The organism is Streptomyces sp. STAM6 (assembly GCF_054963715.1).
This window is the reverse complement of record NZ_JBUEFZ010000025.1, coordinates 83,553-99,719: the sequence shown is the minus strand read 5'-3', so window position 1 is coordinate 99,719 and position 16,167 is coordinate 83,553. Positions and strand designations below refer to the sequence as shown.

Here is a 16,167-nt window from a genome sequence, read left to right as displayed (position 1 = left end):
GGTGAACCCGCAAGTCAATCCGCAGGTGAACCCCAACATCAGCCCGCTGATCTCGCCGGCGAGCGCACCTCAGCTGTCACCGGTCGGCCTCGGACAGGTCGCGGCACCCCCCGTCGGCCAGCTGGGGCTTCCCCGACTCGGCTGACAGCCCGTCCAAAGACCGGCCCGCAACCCTTTTGTTGTCAAAGAACCTCGATCGACCACACGGAGAAGTCATGCGCAAGCTTCACTCGGCAGTCCTCGTCGGCGCCATCATCGGCACCGTCGGATCCCTCACCGCGCCCACCGCCCTCGCCGATGACATGGAGAAGGAACTCGAGATCACGCAGGGCATCGAGTGCCGCTCACACGACATGAACATCGAGGTGCTCGGCAGTGTCGGCGCCCTCAACGGCCTGGCAGGCAACCTGGTGAATGGTGAAGGCAACCCGGGTGCTCAGCAGAGCCACCTCGGTTCGGACATGGGCTGCAACAGCCAGGCGCTCTGACCCCACACCCCGCACCCCGCACCCCGGAGCAGGCCGGTGTGTGCTCCGTTCGAGCTCTTCCGGCGAGGAGTCGTGCCGGGGGTCCACTCCTCACCGGACCACCCCCGGCCGACGTGACCGGCTTCAGGGAAGGCCGGGGTGCGGGATGCAACTGCACGCGGATTCCCAGGGGCACTCGTCCGTCCCTGGCCGGGAGCGGCAGGGTGATGCCCCATCGATCGTGAAGGCCACAGACCGGTCGATCCTCACAGGGGGCATCCCCTGCCTTCGTCACGTATCCGCCGGAGTCGCACGACCTGCCCGGACACGCGTGGCCCGTGCACCTCGACGAGCCAAGGCCTGGCGGCCCCAGACTCTCTGACACCAGAGTGACGTGAGTCCGCCATTACGGCCGCCAGTCGCTGGTGGCGTGGAGCACGGCTTCGGCGATCTCCCGCACGCGCTCCAGGGTGATCCCCGTGCGCTGTTGCCCACACGGCCGGGGCCTCGGCCGTGTGGTTCATCGGCAGCTCAGCGTGGGGCGCGTCGCAGCGGGAGTAAACGAATCCCGGATCACAGTGTATGTGCGGGAGCCTAGTGACCGGCTGCAGCCGGGGCGGGGCGGCCTCATCGGGAGCCGACGGTGTCGATGCCCGGCCTCGGAACGGGTGGGTCACGGGACTCGACCGATGCCGGAGGAACGCTTGTGTGACGGCCCGGACTCCGGCCGTGCGTGCGTGACGACTGGGCCCCGGAAGAAGTTGCCACTTCTTCCGGGGCCCAGTTTCGACGAGGAACGCAACTTTCATAACGACACTGCGCCGCACAAGTTACGCCGCGCGGCGGCTCGTTGTCCCTGTCCGCCCCGTGCGTGTCGAGTGCGGTGTGCCTGGTCCCTGGTCCCTGGTCCCGGGTGCCGGGTCAGCGGGTGTGGGCGGGGCGGCAGCGGCGGTAGAGGAGGGCGCCGGTGAGGAGCGCTGCGCTGCCGGCAACGGCGGACGCTGTGAGGTCCGCCCCGGTGTCGGCCAGCATCGGTGCCACCGCGTCCGGGGTCTGTGGGTCGGACCGGACAGGGGCGAGGCCCGAGGGCTTCAAGGCCCGAGGCTTCGGCGCAGGGGCGTTGGAAGGCCGACTGGGCTCGTCGCCGGGGCCGTTGACCGATTCGTTCCCGAAAACCGCGTTGCCCAGGCCGGCCGCGTTGGCACTGTTACCGGACGCGTTCACCGGAAGGTCGACCGGCAGCTGGATGCCATTGCCTGCGATCAGCCCCGGGGAATCCGCAGTGAGACCCTCGGCCGACGCCCCGCCAGAAGCAACCGATCCGCCGCTTGTTTCCGGGCGGGCCTCCGAATCGCCTCCCTCCGAACCGCCGGTCTCGGAACTGTTCGCCTCGTCGGCCTTCGCCGCCCCGCCGTTGGCGCAGGCATTGCCCGCGGCCGGGTTGAGCAGCCCCACGACGTCCACCGTGTTGCCGCAGATGTTCACCGGCACGTTCACCGGGACCTGGACGGCGTTGCCGGACGCCAGTCCGGGAGAGCCGGCCGCCGTGGCGTCGGCACCGGCTCCGTCCGCCGCGAGGGCGGCGGACATCGGGAGCGCCATGGCCATCACGCCGGACGCGGCGGCGACGGCGAACACACCGTTTCGGTTGGCCCGTTTCATAGGTTCCCTGCCTTCCTGACACCGAAGCGGGCACTCACCCGCACCCCCTGGAACGCAGGGGGACCTTCATCAGTTATGGGTCCGGTCTTCGAAGCCACTCAGAGGCACCAAGGGCGTGTTTCGAAAGTGGCGTCGTCCGCCCCCGGCCAGACGGGACTTTCGAAACACGCCCTGGTCCTCAGACTTCTGCCGGAAAACCCCGGTGGAGGCCTCCGTAAGCGACGCAGGTTCCTGGACAGGATTCCGCAATCGCGTGCGTGGCTCCGCTGAGCCATGGAAGGCAGCCACCCATGTGTCGGGGTCCGTGCCGTGAGAGGCACTGCCGTCGCGTGACGTTGCCACCGACTCGACCGTGCAGCGGCCTCCGGCCGAACGAGTTCGCCCCTCCGGTGCTGTGAGCGCGACTCTGCTCGGTGGTGCGCTGCTCGGGGACGGGCAGTTGGTTGCGATGAGGTTACTTCCGTCCCGCGGGTTCCCAGCTGTGGCCGCGGTGTGCTGTGATGCAGCGCAGTTGATCAACACCAGTGAATCAGGTGACAACACATGCGTAAATTCGGACGTATCGCGCTCGTCTTCGCCTCGGTTGCGGCTCTCTTCGGGCTGCAGCAGGGCAACGCCCACGCCCTGGAGGCGTTCTGCTTCACTGACGACGGCGACGACGGCGGCAAGTCGTGCTACATCTACCACGAGGACAGCGACGGCAGAGTGGACTCGGTGAAGTTCGACGCGTGGGGCGAGTACCTCACGGTCAACGACCTGGTCCCGAACGGCGAGGGTGTCGTCGCCTATGTGAACGGCGCTCGCTACCCCGGGCAGCCGGCGGCCTACGGTCCCGTCCAGTACAACCTCAGCATCACCGAGGGCAGGTCAGTGGAACTGACCTCGTGCCAGGTGAGCGATGGCAGGGAGTACGACTGCCACACCGAGTGGGCCGTCGCCTGACCACAGGAGCCCGCTCCGGCGCCCTGGGGCGGCCGACGTCCTGCCACGGGCCTGGCGCGCGCCCATCCCCGATGTCGTCACAAGAGGACGTCCGCCGGGGGAGACACGGGCGGACGGCAAGGCCGTGAATGACTGGGCAGGCCGCGTTTCGGGGAGGTCGGCGCGAGCGTCCGGACATGGTCGGCGCCGGGGCGCGAAGGTGTTGGTCTGCCGGCGCGGTCGCGTCCCTGCTCCGGCACGACTGTTCCGGAGGCAGAAGGCCGACCCGGCCAAGGCGGGGCTGCTCCGCGGTCAGCCCGTCCCCGACCCCGGCCGTGGTCGCACGGTCTCGCGCGTTCCGAGGCTGTCGGGTCGCCCATGCGGCGTATGCCTCCGCGGGGAGGGGGCTCCGTCGTGGCGGGCGTGGCTCGATGTCCGTGCACCGGGGACGGTGCAAACTGTTGGCATGGCCGAGGACGAGGCGCAGCTCAGCCCTCCTGAGTCGCTGCTGCAGCTGATCGAGAATCTCGCGCGGTTCCATCGCGAGCACGAGGAGTACTACGCGCAGGCGCCGTTGCGTCAGGCCGGCGAGTTGCAGGCGGCGTCCCGGGTGCTGAAGGCGCTGGCTGACCGGTGGAGCGCCGTCGTCGTGCGCGAGCAGCCGTCGGCGGGCGGGTTCGCCGGTGCGGAGGACCTGAACGCCCCCGGGCTCGTCGCGGAGTCGGGGGTGCTCTTCATGGAGGGCGAGGGAGAGCCCCCCGAACTGCGGAAGCTGAAGCGTGAAGTCGGGCTGCTCGCCGATGACGTCGAGCAGACGGGTGCCTGGCTGGCTCAGGCGATGGAGCAGGCGTGGGGGCTCGCGGGCGCGCTTGCCGCCTATCCCGCGCTGGCCGACCTGCTCGGGGAGCGGCACCGGATCATCACCAACGACTGGCAGTCGGCCGTACTGCAGTCGCTGGTCGCGCGCTTGCTGCGACGGTCCCTCGACCTGCTTGACCGGGTCGACTTCGCCCCGGCGGCACTGCGGGAGGACCTGGCAGGCGACCGGACGGCCCCCGCCTACCTCTACTCGGCTTCCGAACTGCTGGACCGAGCGGCGGATCTGGTGGCGGAGTCGGCGATGCTGGTGCACGACAACGAGAGGCGCTGGCGCGTCTTCCGGGCCCGGGTTCGCGAATTGCGGTCCGCGTAGGCGAGGCCGTGGGCGGAGCGATCACATCGTCCGGGCCGTGCCGACCCGGTGGTCAGACCCCGGGGGCGTCGTCGAGGCGATAGGCGAGGTGATCGGCATCGACCGAAACAACACCGTCGACGCCCGCGCACAGCCGCAGGACGACGGGAATGAGGCTCTTGGCCTCGACGAGACCGTCGAGGGTCACCTGGCCGTCACGCACCTGCACGTTCACGGCCGAAGGCGCCAGTCGTAGCGTCCGCTGGAACAGGTCGACGCTGATCTCCTCGTGGATCGCCTCGTCCCTGCGGAGGAACACGCGCAGCAAGTCGCTGCGGCTGACGATGCCCACGAGAGTGTCCGTCTCGTCCACCACCGGCAGACGCTTGACGTTCCTTTCCGCCATGAGCCTCGCCGCCTCCGCCACGGTCCATTCCGGCCGCGCGCACATGGCCGGAGCGGACATGATCTCCTCGGCGCGAACGCCCGCGGCCTTGGCCCGCTCCCACGCGTCGGGCCGGGGCAACAGAGCCAGGCCTTCGGCGTCGGGCTGGTCGGACACCTTCCGCAGCAAGTCCGCTTCCGAGATCACGCCGACGACGCGATCGGCTCCGTCCACCACGGGCAGGGCGCTCACGGCGCCGTCGGTGAGCAGACGAACAATGTCCTTGAAAGGGGTGTCGGGGCGCACCCGGAGGACGTCGCGGGTCATGAGCTCGGTGATGCGGCGGTGGTGCATGGACTCTCCTGCCAGGCTCACGCGGCGGCAATCGGCGTCTGTCCCCCCAACCTCGCAGAGCAGCGAGTTTCACGCCAGCGGGGCACGCGGTGGCCTCGGTTCCGGGTGGCCGGGGCCGGTGGATCACCGTGGAACGCCCGGCCGGTCCAGGCGACGACGTGTCGGCGCGGCGTGCCGGTGGGGCTCCACTGCGCCATCCGGTCGAACGGCGTGGGAGGAGGCTCCGCCGACGGGCCTCGCCGCCGCGCGACCGTGGTGGGCTTCAGCAGTCCGACGAGCCGTGCCCGGGCGGCGTCGCCGGTCTGCTGCGGGTCTGCCCGCATCCGGTGCCGGGCCCCTCCGCGTGCGCACGGTGGTGGGCGTGTGGGACGGCGACGACGGGTCCGGTGTCTCATCCGTGGGGCACCACGGCGACAGGAGCAGTGGAGTGATGGATCGCCGCATGGGCCACGTGGCCGAGGCGCGGCCCCAGGGGCGCTCGCCGCGGTCGTCGGCCCACGACGACCAGGGCGGCATCGACGGATTCGTACACCAACTGCGCCCCGGGCGCGCCGGTCACCGCCTTCGCGGTGACCGGAACCTCCGGGAACGTCTTCTGCCAGGGCGCGAGCGTCGCTTCGAGGGTGTGGGTGATGGCCGCTTCCCGTTCCACCCCTGTTCCGGGGTCGACGGTCTCGGCGTAGCCGTAGGAGGAGGGCAGGGACCAGGCGTGCACCACACGCAGTGCACAGCCACGACGCGCCGCCTCGGCGAACGCGAAGGCCGGCAGGGTGTCAGCACCACCGACGTCCCCGATGCCCAGGCCGAGTACAACAGGACCGGCACCGGTCGACGAACCGTGTCCTCCCCTGTCCGCGGGCGGTTCCCCCTCGGGGCCCGGCCGGTCGCCGGCCCGTACGAGGATCACGGGGCGCTCCGCCGAACCGGCGACGGCCAGGCCGACGGACCCGACGAGGAAGCCGCGCATGCCGCTGAGCCCGCGGGAACCGAGCACGAGCACCTCGATCGCACCAGGTTGCCGCGCCTCGGCAAGGAGTACGGGACCCGGGCGGCCCATGAGCGTGCCGGTCGTGACGGTCAGACCGGGATGGCGATGCCGGACCTTCTCCGCCGCGTCGCCCAGCAGCTTTTCCGTCCACTGTGAGGGGACGGCCGGCTGGGGCGCCTCCGGTGTGAGCGGCCATTCCTGTACATGGACGATCCGCAGGGGCAACTGACGCAGTTCCGCTTCGCGGGCTGCCCACGCCACGGCGAAGTGGCTCTCGGGCGAGCCGTCCAGTCCGACGGTGACGTTGACGGTCATGATCGGCCTCCTCCAGCACACCGCCTGGCGGGTTCCTGGGAACCTGCACCGCTGCTTCGTCGAGGGGCGGGGTCTGCCGCTGCGGAAGCGGCTTCGGTGGACGCGGTGAGGCGTACCGCGGTGACCTTGTACTCGGGGCAGGACGTCACGGTGTCCGCATGGTCCGAGGTCAGCCGGTTCACACCGCTGGCGGGGAAGTGGAAGGAACAGAAGACCTGGCCGGGCGGCGTCTGTCCGCCGACCCGGGCGATGAGACGCGCGTCCCCGTGCCGGCTTTCCACCGTGACCGGCGTGCCGCTGCGCACGCCGTGCCGGGCGGCGTCGTCGGGGTGGAGGTCGAGGAAGTCGGCCGGGTCGAGGGCGAGGTTGCCGCCGCGTCGGGTCATACTGCCCGAGTTGTAGTGGGCCCAGCGCCGCCCGGTGACGAGGATCAGCGGGTAGTCGTCGTCGGGCTGTTCACCCGGCGGGAGGTAGGGGGCCGCGGCCAGGAGGGCCCGTCCGTCCGGCGTGGCGAACCTCTCCGTGTACAGCTTCGCCTCCCCCGGGCGGGTGGCGTCCGGACAGGGCCACGGGACGGCGCCCTCGCGGTCGAGCCGCTCGTGCGAGAGGCCGCCGAAGACGGGTGCGACCCGTGCGCACTCGCCCAGGGCGTCCGCCGGAGTGGCACAGCCGAGGTCGGTCCCCATCACCTCGGCCAGGGCCCGCACGATGTCGAAGTCGCTTCGCGCCTCGCCGGGTGGCGGCACGGCCGGGCGGACCCGCTGGAACCTGCGGTCGAAATTGACGAATGTGCCGTCCTTCTCCAGCCAGGAGGCCGCCGGCAGGACGACATCGGCGTGGCGGGCTGTCTCGGAGAGGAAGAGCTCGCTGCAGATGACGAGCGGGCAGGCGTCCAGGGCCTGGGTGACCCGGTTCGCGTCCGGGTCCGTGGCGCACACGTCTTCGCCGATCACCCACAGGGCCCGCAGGTCGCCGGCCCGTGCGGCGGCGAACATGTCCGGGATGCGCAGCCCGGGCCGTTCCGGAACGGGCGCCCCCCACACCGTCTCGGCCCTGGCCCTGGCGGCCGGATCGGCGACCTTCCCGTACCCGGGCAGGACGTCGGGCAGCGCGCCCATGTCGGAAGCGCCCTGCACGTTGTTCTGACCGCGCAGCGGATTGACCCCGAAGCCCCGGTCCGTGCCGACGGCCCCGCGAAGGATCGCCAGGTTCGCCAGCGAGCGCACCCCGTCCGTCCCGTGCAGATGCTCCGTGACGCCCAGGCCGTAGACGATCGCGGGCCGCTCGGCGCTGCCGTACAGCCGGGCGGCGGCGACGAGATCACCGGGGGGCACGCCGGTGACTTCGTGGACCCGTTCGGGCGGGTAGTCGGCCAGCAGCTCGGTGAGCTCGGGCAGGCCGGACGCCCTCGTCCGCAGGAACTCCTCGTCGGCCAGCCCTTCGGCGAGCAGGACGTGGGCCAGGCCGTGGAAGAGCGCCACGTTGGTGCCGGGACGCGGCCGCAGGTGTACGTCGGCGTGCCCGGCCAGGCCCACGGCGCGCGGATCGGCGACGACCAGCCGCGCCCACCCCTGCAGCACCTGCCGCAACAGCCGCGCCCCGACCACCGGGTGGGCCTCGACCGGGTTCGCCCCCACGACGAACAGGCAGTCGGCCCGCTGGAGATCGTCGAAGCTGTCGGTGCCGCCGGAGAGACCGAAGGAGGCGGTCAGACCGGCGGCGGAGGGGGAGTGACAGAGACGAGAGCAGTTGTCTACGTTGTTGGTGCCGATGACGACCCGCATGAACTTCTGTACGAGATAGTTCTCCTCATTGGTGGCACGGGCGGACGAGATCGCCGCCACGGCGTCCGGCCCGCCGGCGTCCACGGCCCCGCGCAGTCCCCGGGCGACTCGGCCGAGCGCCTCGTCCCAGCTCACGGGCTCCAAGCGGCCGTCACGCCGGATCAGCGGCCGGGTGATCCGGTCGGGGGACGTCACGTACCCGTGGGCGAAGCGCCCCTTCACACAGGCGTGCCCCTGGTTGACCGGGCCGTCCCGGGCGGGCAGCACCGAGATGACCTCACCACCGGAGGCGACGACGTCCAGGGCGCAGCCGACACCGCAGTACCCGCATGTCGTACGGGTCGCCGGCGGCCGATGGGCGGAGGTGAGCCCGCGGCCCGGACCCGGCTCGGTGAGCGCGCCGGTCGGGCAGGTGTCCACGCAGCCGCCGCATGCCACACAGTCCGACTCCGCCCACGGCCCGCCGGTGCCGGGGGCGACCTGGGTGTCGGCGCCCCGACCGACCAGGGTGAGCGCGAACGTGCCCTGCACGTCTGCGCACATCCGCACGCACCGGCCGCAGGCGATGCACAGGTCCCGGTCGAGGTGCACATAGGGGTGGGAGTCGTCATGGCCCCGGCCTCCGGCGCCCTGGGCGGTGTCCGGGCCGATGCCCAGCGAGCGGCACTCGTGCGCCAGCTCGCTCGGGTTGTCGTCGGCGAGGGCGCGGGGCGGCAGAGTGGAGACGATGACCTCCAACGCTTCCCGGCGCAGCTGCCGGAGGTCCGCCGTGGCGGTCTGCACCCGGGCACCCGAGACCGCCGGTGTCACACAGGCCGCCGCGATCCGTCCGTCCGCACGCACCAGACACGTACGGCACGAGCCGGCCGGGCTCAGCCGGTCGTCGGAGCAGAGCGCGGGCAGCTCGACCCCCGCCGCACGCACCGCCGCGAGCAGGGAAGCCCCCTCGGGCACGACGACGCCCGCGCCGTCGACCTCGATCGCGATGCCCGTCATGAAGACCACCCCGCCGGCCTGCCCCCGTAGGCGCGGGCGAGGCTGCGCACGGCGGCGGGGATCCGTCGCCCGAAGGCGCACAGACTCGCCTCCGCGAGGACGTGCGACAGCCGCTCCCACTCCTGCCCCGGCGGGGCGTCCCCGGCAGCGAGCTCCAGCCCCCTGCGCGAGCCCACGCGGCAGGGAGAGCACGCGCCGCAGCTCTCGGCGGCGGCGAATTCCCAGACGTGCCGCAGGACGTCCGCCGGAGCGACGCGCCGGTCGAACGCGACGAGACCGGCATGGCCGAGGGCGGCGCCCCGGGCGTCGAGGTCGGCGGCCGTCAGGGGTACGTCCAGGTCGCCGGGCGCGAGGAATCCGCCCAGCGGTCCGCCGACCTGGAGCACGGCCAACTCCGCCCCGTCCTTCAGGCCTCCGCCCAGTTCGGTGACGATCCGGCCCACCGGAGTGCCGAGTTCGACCTCGTACGCGCCGGGCCGGGAGAACCGCTCGGACAGGCAGACAAGCTTCGTGCCGGTCTCGTCGGGAGTCCCGCGCAGGGCGTACGCCTCGCCGCCCCGGGCGACGATCCACGGGACGGCGGCCAGGGTCTCGACGTTGTTCACCACGGTCGGCGCGTCCCACAACCCCCGCTGCGTCGGGTAGGGCGGGCGTGGCCGGGCACACCCGCGGCCGCCCTCCAGGCTCGCGATCAGGGCGGTCTCCTCACCCGCGACGTACGATCCGGCGCCCTCCACCACCCGGACCTCCAGTTCCGTGTCCGTGCCGTGCACGGACCGGCCGAAGTGCCCCTCGGCGTAGGCCTGCCCGACCGCCTCCCGCATCCGGAACAGCGCCCGCGGGTACTCCGAACGCACCAGCACCACACCGCGGCGTGCCCCGCACGCGAAGCAGGCCAGGGCCAGCCCTTCCAGCACCCTGGCGGGAGCCGACTCCATCAGCAGCCGGTCGGCGTACGAGCCCGGGTCCCCCTCGTCCCCGTTGACCACCACGACGGTGTCCGGCGCCCCGCCGGCCGCCTTCCACTTCGCCGCCACCAGGAATCCCGCGCCGCCCCGGCCCCGTAGCCCGGATGCCGCCACTTCCCGCCCGACGTCGTCGGGAGCCCCCGATGTCACCGTCAGGGGCCACACCTGCCATGCGGGCTCGCCGGCCACCAGGCCGCCGAGCAGGACGGGATCCCCGGTGTCGTCGGCCACCGGGATGTCCGGGGCCGACGGGGGCTCCTGACCGGCCAGCTGCGCGGCCAGCGCCGGACCGCTGCAGGGGGTGTCGCCGTCGAGCGCGGCGGGACCCGCGTAGCAGTAACCCAGACAGCGCACGCCCTGCGCCGACGTCGCGCCGTCCGCCGATGCCGTACCCACGGTGACGCCGAGCGCCTGCTCCACGTCGGACGGCCGCCGCCCGCCCCGGGCGGCGAAGCAGGCCGCCGCCGTGCAGACCCGGACGTGCCGTATGCCGTGCGAGGTGGCGAGATCCGCGTAGTACGCGGCCGGTCCGAGCCCGGCGGCCGCGGGCAGTCCGAGACCGGCCGCGACCGCCGGTGCCCACATCTCGGGGCCGTCCGCCGTGCCCGCCCTGGCCTCGGCCAGCGACTCCAGCAGCAGGTCTCCCGGCCGGCCACGCCGGTCCGCCAGGGCACGAAACGCGTCGAAGCGGCGCACAGGACCCACGGGAACCATGTCTTCATCGTGGCGACAGTCGGGTGCGCGCGCATCCCGGCTCCGTGGTGCGCGAGCACGCCCACGCGGGTAGTCCCCCAACGCCCCGCCCTGTTCGGGGGGCTCTCCCGGCACACGCGGGGACGCGCATCACCCGAAGTGGCGGCGCGCCGCGCGACCGCCGGGACCGGCCACGCACGAGCATCGTCAGCGGGGCGCGGCACCGTGCGCCCTGTGCTGGTGTCCTGACCGCCGTCCTGGAGGAGGAACCGCCTTGAGCCGGTCGTCAACGCCTCGTTCCGGTGGCGCGGCAGCGTCCTCACGGCCGGCGCGCATGCTCGCCCTGGCGACGGCAGGGTTCGCGCTCTGCTTCTGGGCGTGGGCCCTGCTGGCGCCGCTCGGGCCCACTCTCCGGGCGGACCTGGGCCTGTCCTCCCTTCAGCAGTCGCTCGTCGTGGCGGTCCCGGTGATCGTCGGCTCGCTCGGGAGGATTCCCGTGGGCGCCCTCACCGACCGCGTCGGAGCGCGTCGGATGTTCCCGCTCGTCTCCGTTCTCACCGTCCTGCCGGTGCTCTACCTCGGACACCTGGCCGACTCATTGCCGGAGGTGCTGGCCGGCGGGTTCTTCCTGGGCCTCGGTGGCACGACGTTCGCCGTCGGGGTGCCCTTCGTCAACGCCTGGTACCCACCTGAGCGGCGAGGACTGGCGCTGGGGATCTTCGGTATCGGCACCGGAGGCACCGCCCTCTCGTCCTTCACCACCGTGCAACTGGCCGACGCGGTGTCGTTCTCGTTTCCCTTCGACGTCGTGGCCGGCCTCCTGGCCCTGTACGGCGTCGCCTCGCACCTCCTCCTGCGTGACCGACCCGACCGGGCCGTACCCGCCGGCTCGCTGCTGACGCGCACCGTGGCGAGCCTGCGGATGCCCGTCACCGGACAACTGGCGTTCCTCTACGCCGTGGCCTTCGGCGGTTTCGTGGCCTTCAGCGTCTACCTGCCCACGTACCTCACCAACGCCTACGCTCTCGGACGGTCCGACGCCGCACTGCGCACCGCCGGCTTCGTCGTCCTGGCCGTCGCCATGCGCCCGGTGGGCGGCTGGCTCTCGGACCGGGCACACCCCGTACCCGTGCTCATCACCGCGTACACGGCCGTGTGCGGCTTCGCGCTCCTCGCAGCCTTCGAGCTTCCGCTGATTCCCGTCGGGACGGCGGCACTCCTGTGCACGGCGGCAGCACTCGGCACCGGGTCCGGAGCCGTGTTCGCACTCGTGGCACGCCTCGTGCCACCGGAGCGCGTCGGCTCCGTCACCGGCGTCGTGGGCGCCGCCGGAGGGCTGGGCGGCTTCTTCCCGCCCCTGGTCATGGGGGCCGTCTACGGAGCGGCGGACGACTACACATGGGGTTACGTGCTGCTGGCGGTCACGGCGGCCGGCGCGGCTCTCTTCACGGCCACGCTCGTACGGCGCCAGGCCCGGCGGGGCGGTGGTGACGCCGGAACGGTCCGGTGAACCGCGGAGCGTGAGCGGCTTTCGGAGATGAAGCCGCTCGGCCCCCGGTGTGGGGCCACATGGCCCTAGGAGACGCTCTCCCGCCCGGTTTCGTATGGAAGACATGGACAGTCGTCAGCCACTTCTGGCCGCCTCCGGAGTGCGGAAGGTCTACCGGACCGGCTCGGTGGAGGTCACCGCCCTCCTCGATCTGGACCTGGTCGTTCACCCGGGCGAGATGGTGGGCGTCATGGGCCCGTCGGGATCCGGGAAGACCACGCTCCTCAACTGCCTGTCCGGTCTGGACGACATCGATGCCGGGCGGGTCGAGATCGAGGGCCGCGACCTGTTCGCCATGTCGGACGCCGCACGTACCGAGCACCGTGCCCGCACCATGGGTTTCGTCTTCCAGGCGTTCAACCTGATCCCGGTGTTCTCCGCCGTGGAGAACGTGGAACTGCCGTTGCTGCTCGTCGGAACACGGCCGGCCGAGGCACGGCGCAGGGCCCTGGGCATGCTGGACCGGGTGGGCCTCGCCCACCGGGTCGAGCACCGGCCGAGCGAGATGTCCGGCGGCGAACAGCAGCGCGTGACGATCGCACGGGCGCTTGCCGGGCGCCCGGCGATCGTCTGGGCGGACGAGCCCACCGGCAACCTCGACAGCGCGATGGCCGACCAGGTCATGGACCTGCTCTGCGAGCTGAATCAGGACGAGGGACAGACGATCGTCCTGGTCACCCATGACAGCGCCATCGGAGATCGTGTGCCCCGCCTGATCCGCATGCGCGACGGGCGCCTCGTCGACGACATCCAGCGCCGAGGCCCCACGAAGACCGCGGACGCGGACGTCCGCACGGGCTGATCATGTATCCGAATCTGCTGACGCCGCTGCTCATCGCGCTCGCGATCGCTCTCGGAGCGCTCCTGACGGTCGCGGTCAGGCAACCGGTGTCCCGTCGGCTGGCCTTCCGCCAGCTCGTCCGGCGACGGACCGAGGCGGCGCTGGTGATCAGCGGATCGGTACTCGGTACGGCCATCATCGTCGGTGCTCTCGTCGTCGGCGACACCTTGAACTTCTCGGTCCGCCAGGAGGCGTACCGGACACTCGGCCCCGTGGACGAACGGGTCATCGCCCCGCCCGGGCGGGCAGATGACGTCACCCGCCGACTGGCCGGCCTCTCCTCCGACCCCGACGTCGACGGTGTGCTGAGCGCCCGGGTCACGCAGGCCGCGGCAGTCAGTCGCCCGGACGGCGACCCGGTCGCCGAACCCCGCGTGCTGGCGTGGCAGACGGACTTCACCGAGGCGTCCCGATTCGGGCGGGCGGGCGGAGACCCGGGACTCGGCGGCCCGAACCCGAAGCCCGGCGGCGTCGTGCTCAACCAGCCACTGGCCCGCTCCCTGAGCGTGGGGGCGGGTGACGCCGTGACCATCTACCTCTTCGGAACACCCCATGCGTTCACCGTGGACCGGGTGGTGCCGGAACAGGGGCTGGCAGGCGTCGGGCTGGGCGGCAGGCTGAACCGCGACGCCTTCCTGCCGCCGGGCGCCCTCGACGCCGCGGCCCGAGCGGCCGGAACAGAACCGCGATCGGTCACCTTCGTGTCCAACCGGGGTGGTGTGGAGAGCGGCGACGCGTTCACCGACGAGGTCACCGGGGACATCCGCCGTGCACTCGGCGACCTCACCGGACAGACGGTGGTCGAGACGCCGAAGCACACGGTGTTGCGCGACGCGCAGCAGGCCGGGGACTCCCTCGGCGCCCTGTTCCTCATGATCGGCAGTTTCAGCATCATCGCGGGCTCCCTGCTGCTGGTGAACATCTTCGTCATGCTGGGGGAGGAGCGGAAAGCCCAGATGGGCATGTTGCGTGCGGTCGGCATGAAACGGTCGCGCCTGGTCGGGTCCTTCACCCTCGAAGGGGCGGCCTACGCCCTCCTGTCGGCCGTGCCGGGCATCGCCATCGGCGTCGCGGTCGGCTGGGGCGTCGCCGTGGTGGCCGCCGAGATCTTCCGCGGCTGGTCGGTGGGCGGCAGCAGCATCCGGATCGTGTTCGCCGTCACCCCCACCAGCATCCTCAACGGGGTGGCCATGGGCCTGCTCATCGCCTTCGCCGCCATCCTCGTGACGACCGTACGCATCAGCCGGTTCAACATCATCGCCGCCATCAGGGATGTTCCGCCGGCCGGCGGGCGCGCACCGCGGCGCAGGCTCCTGCTCGTCTCCAGCGCGCTCGCCGTGCTCTGCGCCCTCGCCGCCGTCCCGGCGCTGGCCCGCAGCCAGGCCGAACAGACCTACCTGATGCCGGCACTCGCCATCGCCTTCGCCACCCCGGCCCTCCTGCGGGTCCTTTCCCGGCGCACGGCCGTCAACGTGGTCGCGGGCTCCGTACTGGTGTGGACCCTGCTGGCCCCGGTCGTCCGTCCCCGCATCTTCGACACACCGTCGATGTCCGTCTACGTCATCCAGGGAGCCCTCGCCGCCTTCTCCGCCGTGGTCCTCGTCAGCAACAACCAGAAGACGCTGCTCGGCCCGGTGCGACGATTTCTGGAACGACCCTCGGAGTCGGGCCTGGCCAAACGGCTCGCCATCGCCTATCCCCTCGCCAAACAGTTCCGCACCGGTGCCACGCTGGTGATGTACACGTTGATCGTCTTCGTGCTCGTCCTCCTGACCGAGATCTCCAGCATCCTCAGCGCCAGTGTCGACAGCGCCGTCGCCGACGCCACCGCGGGATATTCGCTCCGTGTCGACTACAACCCCCAGGCCGCGGGTGAGCGGCTACCGGCCGGCCTGCGCGGCGGCCCGTCGGCCGACGACATCGCCGCCGTCACCCCGCTGCTCAACGCCACCGGCCGTGCCACCGACCCCGGCCGGCGCACCGCCGCGCCCCTGGACGCCGCTGTCGTGGGCGTGCCGGACGGAGCGATCGGCACCATTGCTTTCCGAGAGCGGCTGGCGGGCCTCGAAGACGACGCGGCGGTCTGGCGCGCGCTCGCCTCGAACCCGCGCTACGTGGCGATCGACGCCTTCTTCGGCAGCACGGGAGGACCCGGAGGCGACTACTACGACCCCGGTGACACGCTCGCCCTGATCAATCCGCGTACCGGCGACGTCGAACAGAAGGTCATCGCCGGCGTCCTCACCAACGGCAGGGTCTTCTACCCGGGTACCGGAGCGAGTTCGACGGTCTATCCCGTCGTCATCGGAGAGAGCGGCATGCGCGGCCTCTTCGGGGCGGAAGCACAGAACGCCTCCGCGCTCATCAGGACCCGCCCCGGTACGTCCCCCGACGTCCTCGCGACCCAACTGCAGGGCGAGTACCTCTCGTCCAGCCTGGTCGCCACCCCGATCGCTTCCGACGTACGCCGTCAGTTCGACTCCAGCACCGCCTTCTTCCGCCTCATGCAGGGTTTCCTCGCGCTCGGACTGCTCGTCGGTGTCACCGGCCTCGGCGTCGTCATGGTCCGAGCCGTACGCGAGCGCCGGCGCACCATCGGCATCCTGCGGGCGCTGGGCTTCCGGGCCCGGACCATCCAGCGGTCCTTCCTGTGGGAGAGCTCCTTCATCGCGGTGGAGGGCATCGTGCTGGGTTCCGCGCTGGGCGTGCTGACCACCTGGCTGATGTATCGCGACAGCGCCGCGTTCGAGGGGTTGGAGGGAGGGTTCCCCATCGCATGGGCGAGCATCGGCGTGCTGGCGGCGGCCACCTTCGCCGCTTCCCTCCTGGCCACCTTCGGACCGGCGCGTCGCGCTGCCGCCATTCGTCCGGCACTGGCCGTACGGGTCACCGAGTGACGCGCGACCGCGTTCGCCCGGAAGGCGGGCGGACCGAGCCGCCGCGAGGGACGCGGCAGACCGTGCTCCGGGCGGCCCGGAGCCCCGCTCGTGCCGCCGGACGACCGCGGTGGTCCCGCGGCCCCTCCGGCCGCGCCGTCACCGCCCGGTGGCACGGTGACGGCCGCACCCGCCGT

The 16,167-nt window shown here is 71.9% G+C and carries 11 protein-coding genes; 6 read left to right on the top strand and 5 right to left on the bottom strand.

Translation table 11 applies throughout. The features are described from left to right. The first annotated feature begins 215 nt into the window (after positions 1-215). Positions 216-488, top strand: a complete 273-nt coding sequence (locus ACY34K_RS25195; protein WP_462750944.1) for a hypothetical protein — start codon at positions 216-218, stop codon at positions 486-488. A 900-nt stretch (positions 489-1,388) separates the two neighbouring features. On the opposite strand, the gene ACY34K_RS25190 is transcribed toward ACY34K_RS25195, so the two are convergent. Continuing rightward, positions 1,389-2,129 (bottom strand): chaplin, encoded by a 741-nt coding sequence (locus tag ACY34K_RS25190; protein ID WP_462750942.1) that lies wholly within the window; start codon positions 2,127-2,129, stop codon positions 1,389-1,391. A gap of 543 nt (positions 2,130-2,672) precedes the next feature. On the opposite strand from ACY34K_RS25190, the gene ACY34K_RS25185 reads away from it, so the two are divergent. Both ACY34K_RS25185 and ACY34K_RS25180 read left to right on the top strand, forming a co-directional pair. Next, positions 2,673-3,071 carry a hypothetical protein gene (locus tag ACY34K_RS25185; protein ID WP_462750940.1) on the top strand — a complete coding sequence of 133 codons (399 nt, stop codon included), beginning with the start codon at positions 2,673-2,675 and terminating at the stop codon, positions 3,069-3,071. A gap of 445 nt (positions 3,072-3,516) precedes the next feature. Next, positions 3,517-4,242, top strand: coding sequence for a hypothetical protein (locus tag ACY34K_RS25180; RefSeq protein WP_462750938.1), 726 nt, complete (start codon positions 3,517-3,519; stop codon positions 4,240-4,242). 52 nt (positions 4,243-4,294) lie between these two features. Here the strand turns inward: ACY34K_RS25180 and ACY34K_RS25175 are convergent, their stop codons facing one another. From ACY34K_RS25175 to ACY34K_RS25160, 4 genes are all read right to left on the bottom strand, one after another. Next, a complete protein-coding gene (locus tag ACY34K_RS25175; RefSeq protein ID WP_462750936.1) occupies positions 4,295-4,960 on the bottom strand; it encodes a CBS domain-containing protein in 666 nt (221 codons plus the stop codon). Positions 4,961-5,351: 391 nt separating this feature from the next. After that, the gene (locus ACY34K_RS25170; RefSeq protein ID WP_462750934.1) at positions 5,352-6,263 is read right to left on the bottom strand and encodes a universal stress protein; all 912 of its coding nucleotides are present in this window, start codon (positions 6,261-6,263) and stop codon (positions 5,352-5,354) included. Next, positions 6,260-9,043: a formate dehydrogenase subunit alpha gene (gene fdhF / locus ACY34K_RS25165; protein ID WP_462750932.1), complete on the bottom strand. Its 2,784-nt coding sequence runs from the start codon at positions 9,041-9,043 to the stop codon at positions 6,260-6,262. Before fdhF ends, ACY34K_RS25170 begins: the two co-directional genes overlap by 4 nt. Further along, entirely contained in the window at positions 9,040-10,725 is a 1,686-nt protein-coding gene (locus ACY34K_RS25160; RefSeq protein WP_462750930.1) for an NADH-ubiquinone oxidoreductase-F iron-sulfur binding region domain-containing protein, read from the bottom strand. Before ACY34K_RS25160 ends, fdhF begins: the two co-directional genes overlap by 4 nt. Positions 10,726-11,038: 313 nt before the next feature. On the opposite strand from ACY34K_RS25160, the gene ACY34K_RS25155 reads away from it, so the two are divergent. From ACY34K_RS25155 to ACY34K_RS25145, 3 genes are all read left to right on the top strand, one after another. Next, on the top strand, positions 11,039-12,214 hold the full coding sequence (locus ACY34K_RS25155) for an MFS transporter (protein ID WP_462750928.1): 1,176 nt from the start codon (positions 11,039-11,041) through the stop codon (positions 12,212-12,214). Between the two features lie 103 nt (positions 12,215-12,317). Beyond that, positions 12,318-13,055: an ABC transporter ATP-binding protein gene (locus ACY34K_RS25150; protein WP_462750926.1), complete on the top strand. Its 738-nt coding sequence runs from the start codon at positions 12,318-12,320 to the stop codon at positions 13,053-13,055. Between the two features lie 2 nt (positions 13,056-13,057). Next, positions 13,058-15,991 (top strand): FtsX-like permease family protein, encoded by a 2,934-nt coding sequence (locus tag ACY34K_RS25145; RefSeq protein ID WP_462750924.1) that lies wholly within the window; start codon positions 13,058-13,060, stop codon positions 15,989-15,991. Positions 15,992-16,167 lie beyond the last annotated feature (176 nt).

Coding starts and splice junctions, on each gene's coding strand:
- ACY34K_RS25145 (WP_462750924.1), top strand. CDS start 13,058: ATGTATCCGAATCTGCTGACGCCGCTGCTCATCGCGCTCGCGATCGCT.
- ACY34K_RS25155 (WP_462750928.1), top strand. CDS start 11,039: ATGCTCGCCCTGGCGACGGCAGGGTTCGCGCTCTGCTTCTGGGCGTGG.
- ACY34K_RS25160 (WP_462750930.1), bottom strand. CDS start 10,725: ATGGTTCCCGTGGGTCCTGTGCGCCGCTTCGACGCGTTTCGTGCCCTG.
- ACY34K_RS25185 (WP_462750940.1), top strand. CDS start 2,673: ATGCGTAAATTCGGACGTATCGCGCTCGTCTTCGCCTCGGTTGCGGCT.
- ACY34K_RS25170 (WP_462750934.1), bottom strand. CDS start 6,263: ATGACCGTCAACGTCACCGTCGGACTGGACGGCTCGCCCGAGAGCCAC.
- fdhF (WP_462750932.1), bottom strand. CDS start 9,043: ATGACGGGCATCGCGATCGAGGTCGACGGCGCGGGCGTCGTCGTGCCC.
- ACY34K_RS25150 (WP_462750926.1), top strand. CDS start 12,318: ATGGACAGTCGTCAGCCACTTCTGGCCGCCTCCGGAGTGCGGAAGGTC.
- ACY34K_RS25180 (WP_462750938.1), top strand. CDS start 3,517: ATGGCCGAGGACGAGGCGCAGCTCAGCCCTCCTGAGTCGCTGCTGCAG.
- ACY34K_RS25175 (WP_462750936.1), bottom strand. CDS start 4,960: ATGCACCACCGCCGCATCACCGAGCTCATGACCCGCGACGTCCTCCGG.
- ACY34K_RS25195 (WP_462750944.1), top strand. CDS start 216: ATGCGCAAGCTTCACTCGGCAGTCCTCGTCGGCGCCATCATCGGCACC.
- ACY34K_RS25190 (WP_462750942.1), bottom strand. CDS start 2,129: ATGAAACGGGCCAACCGAAACGGTGTGTTCGCCGTCGCCGCCGCGTCC.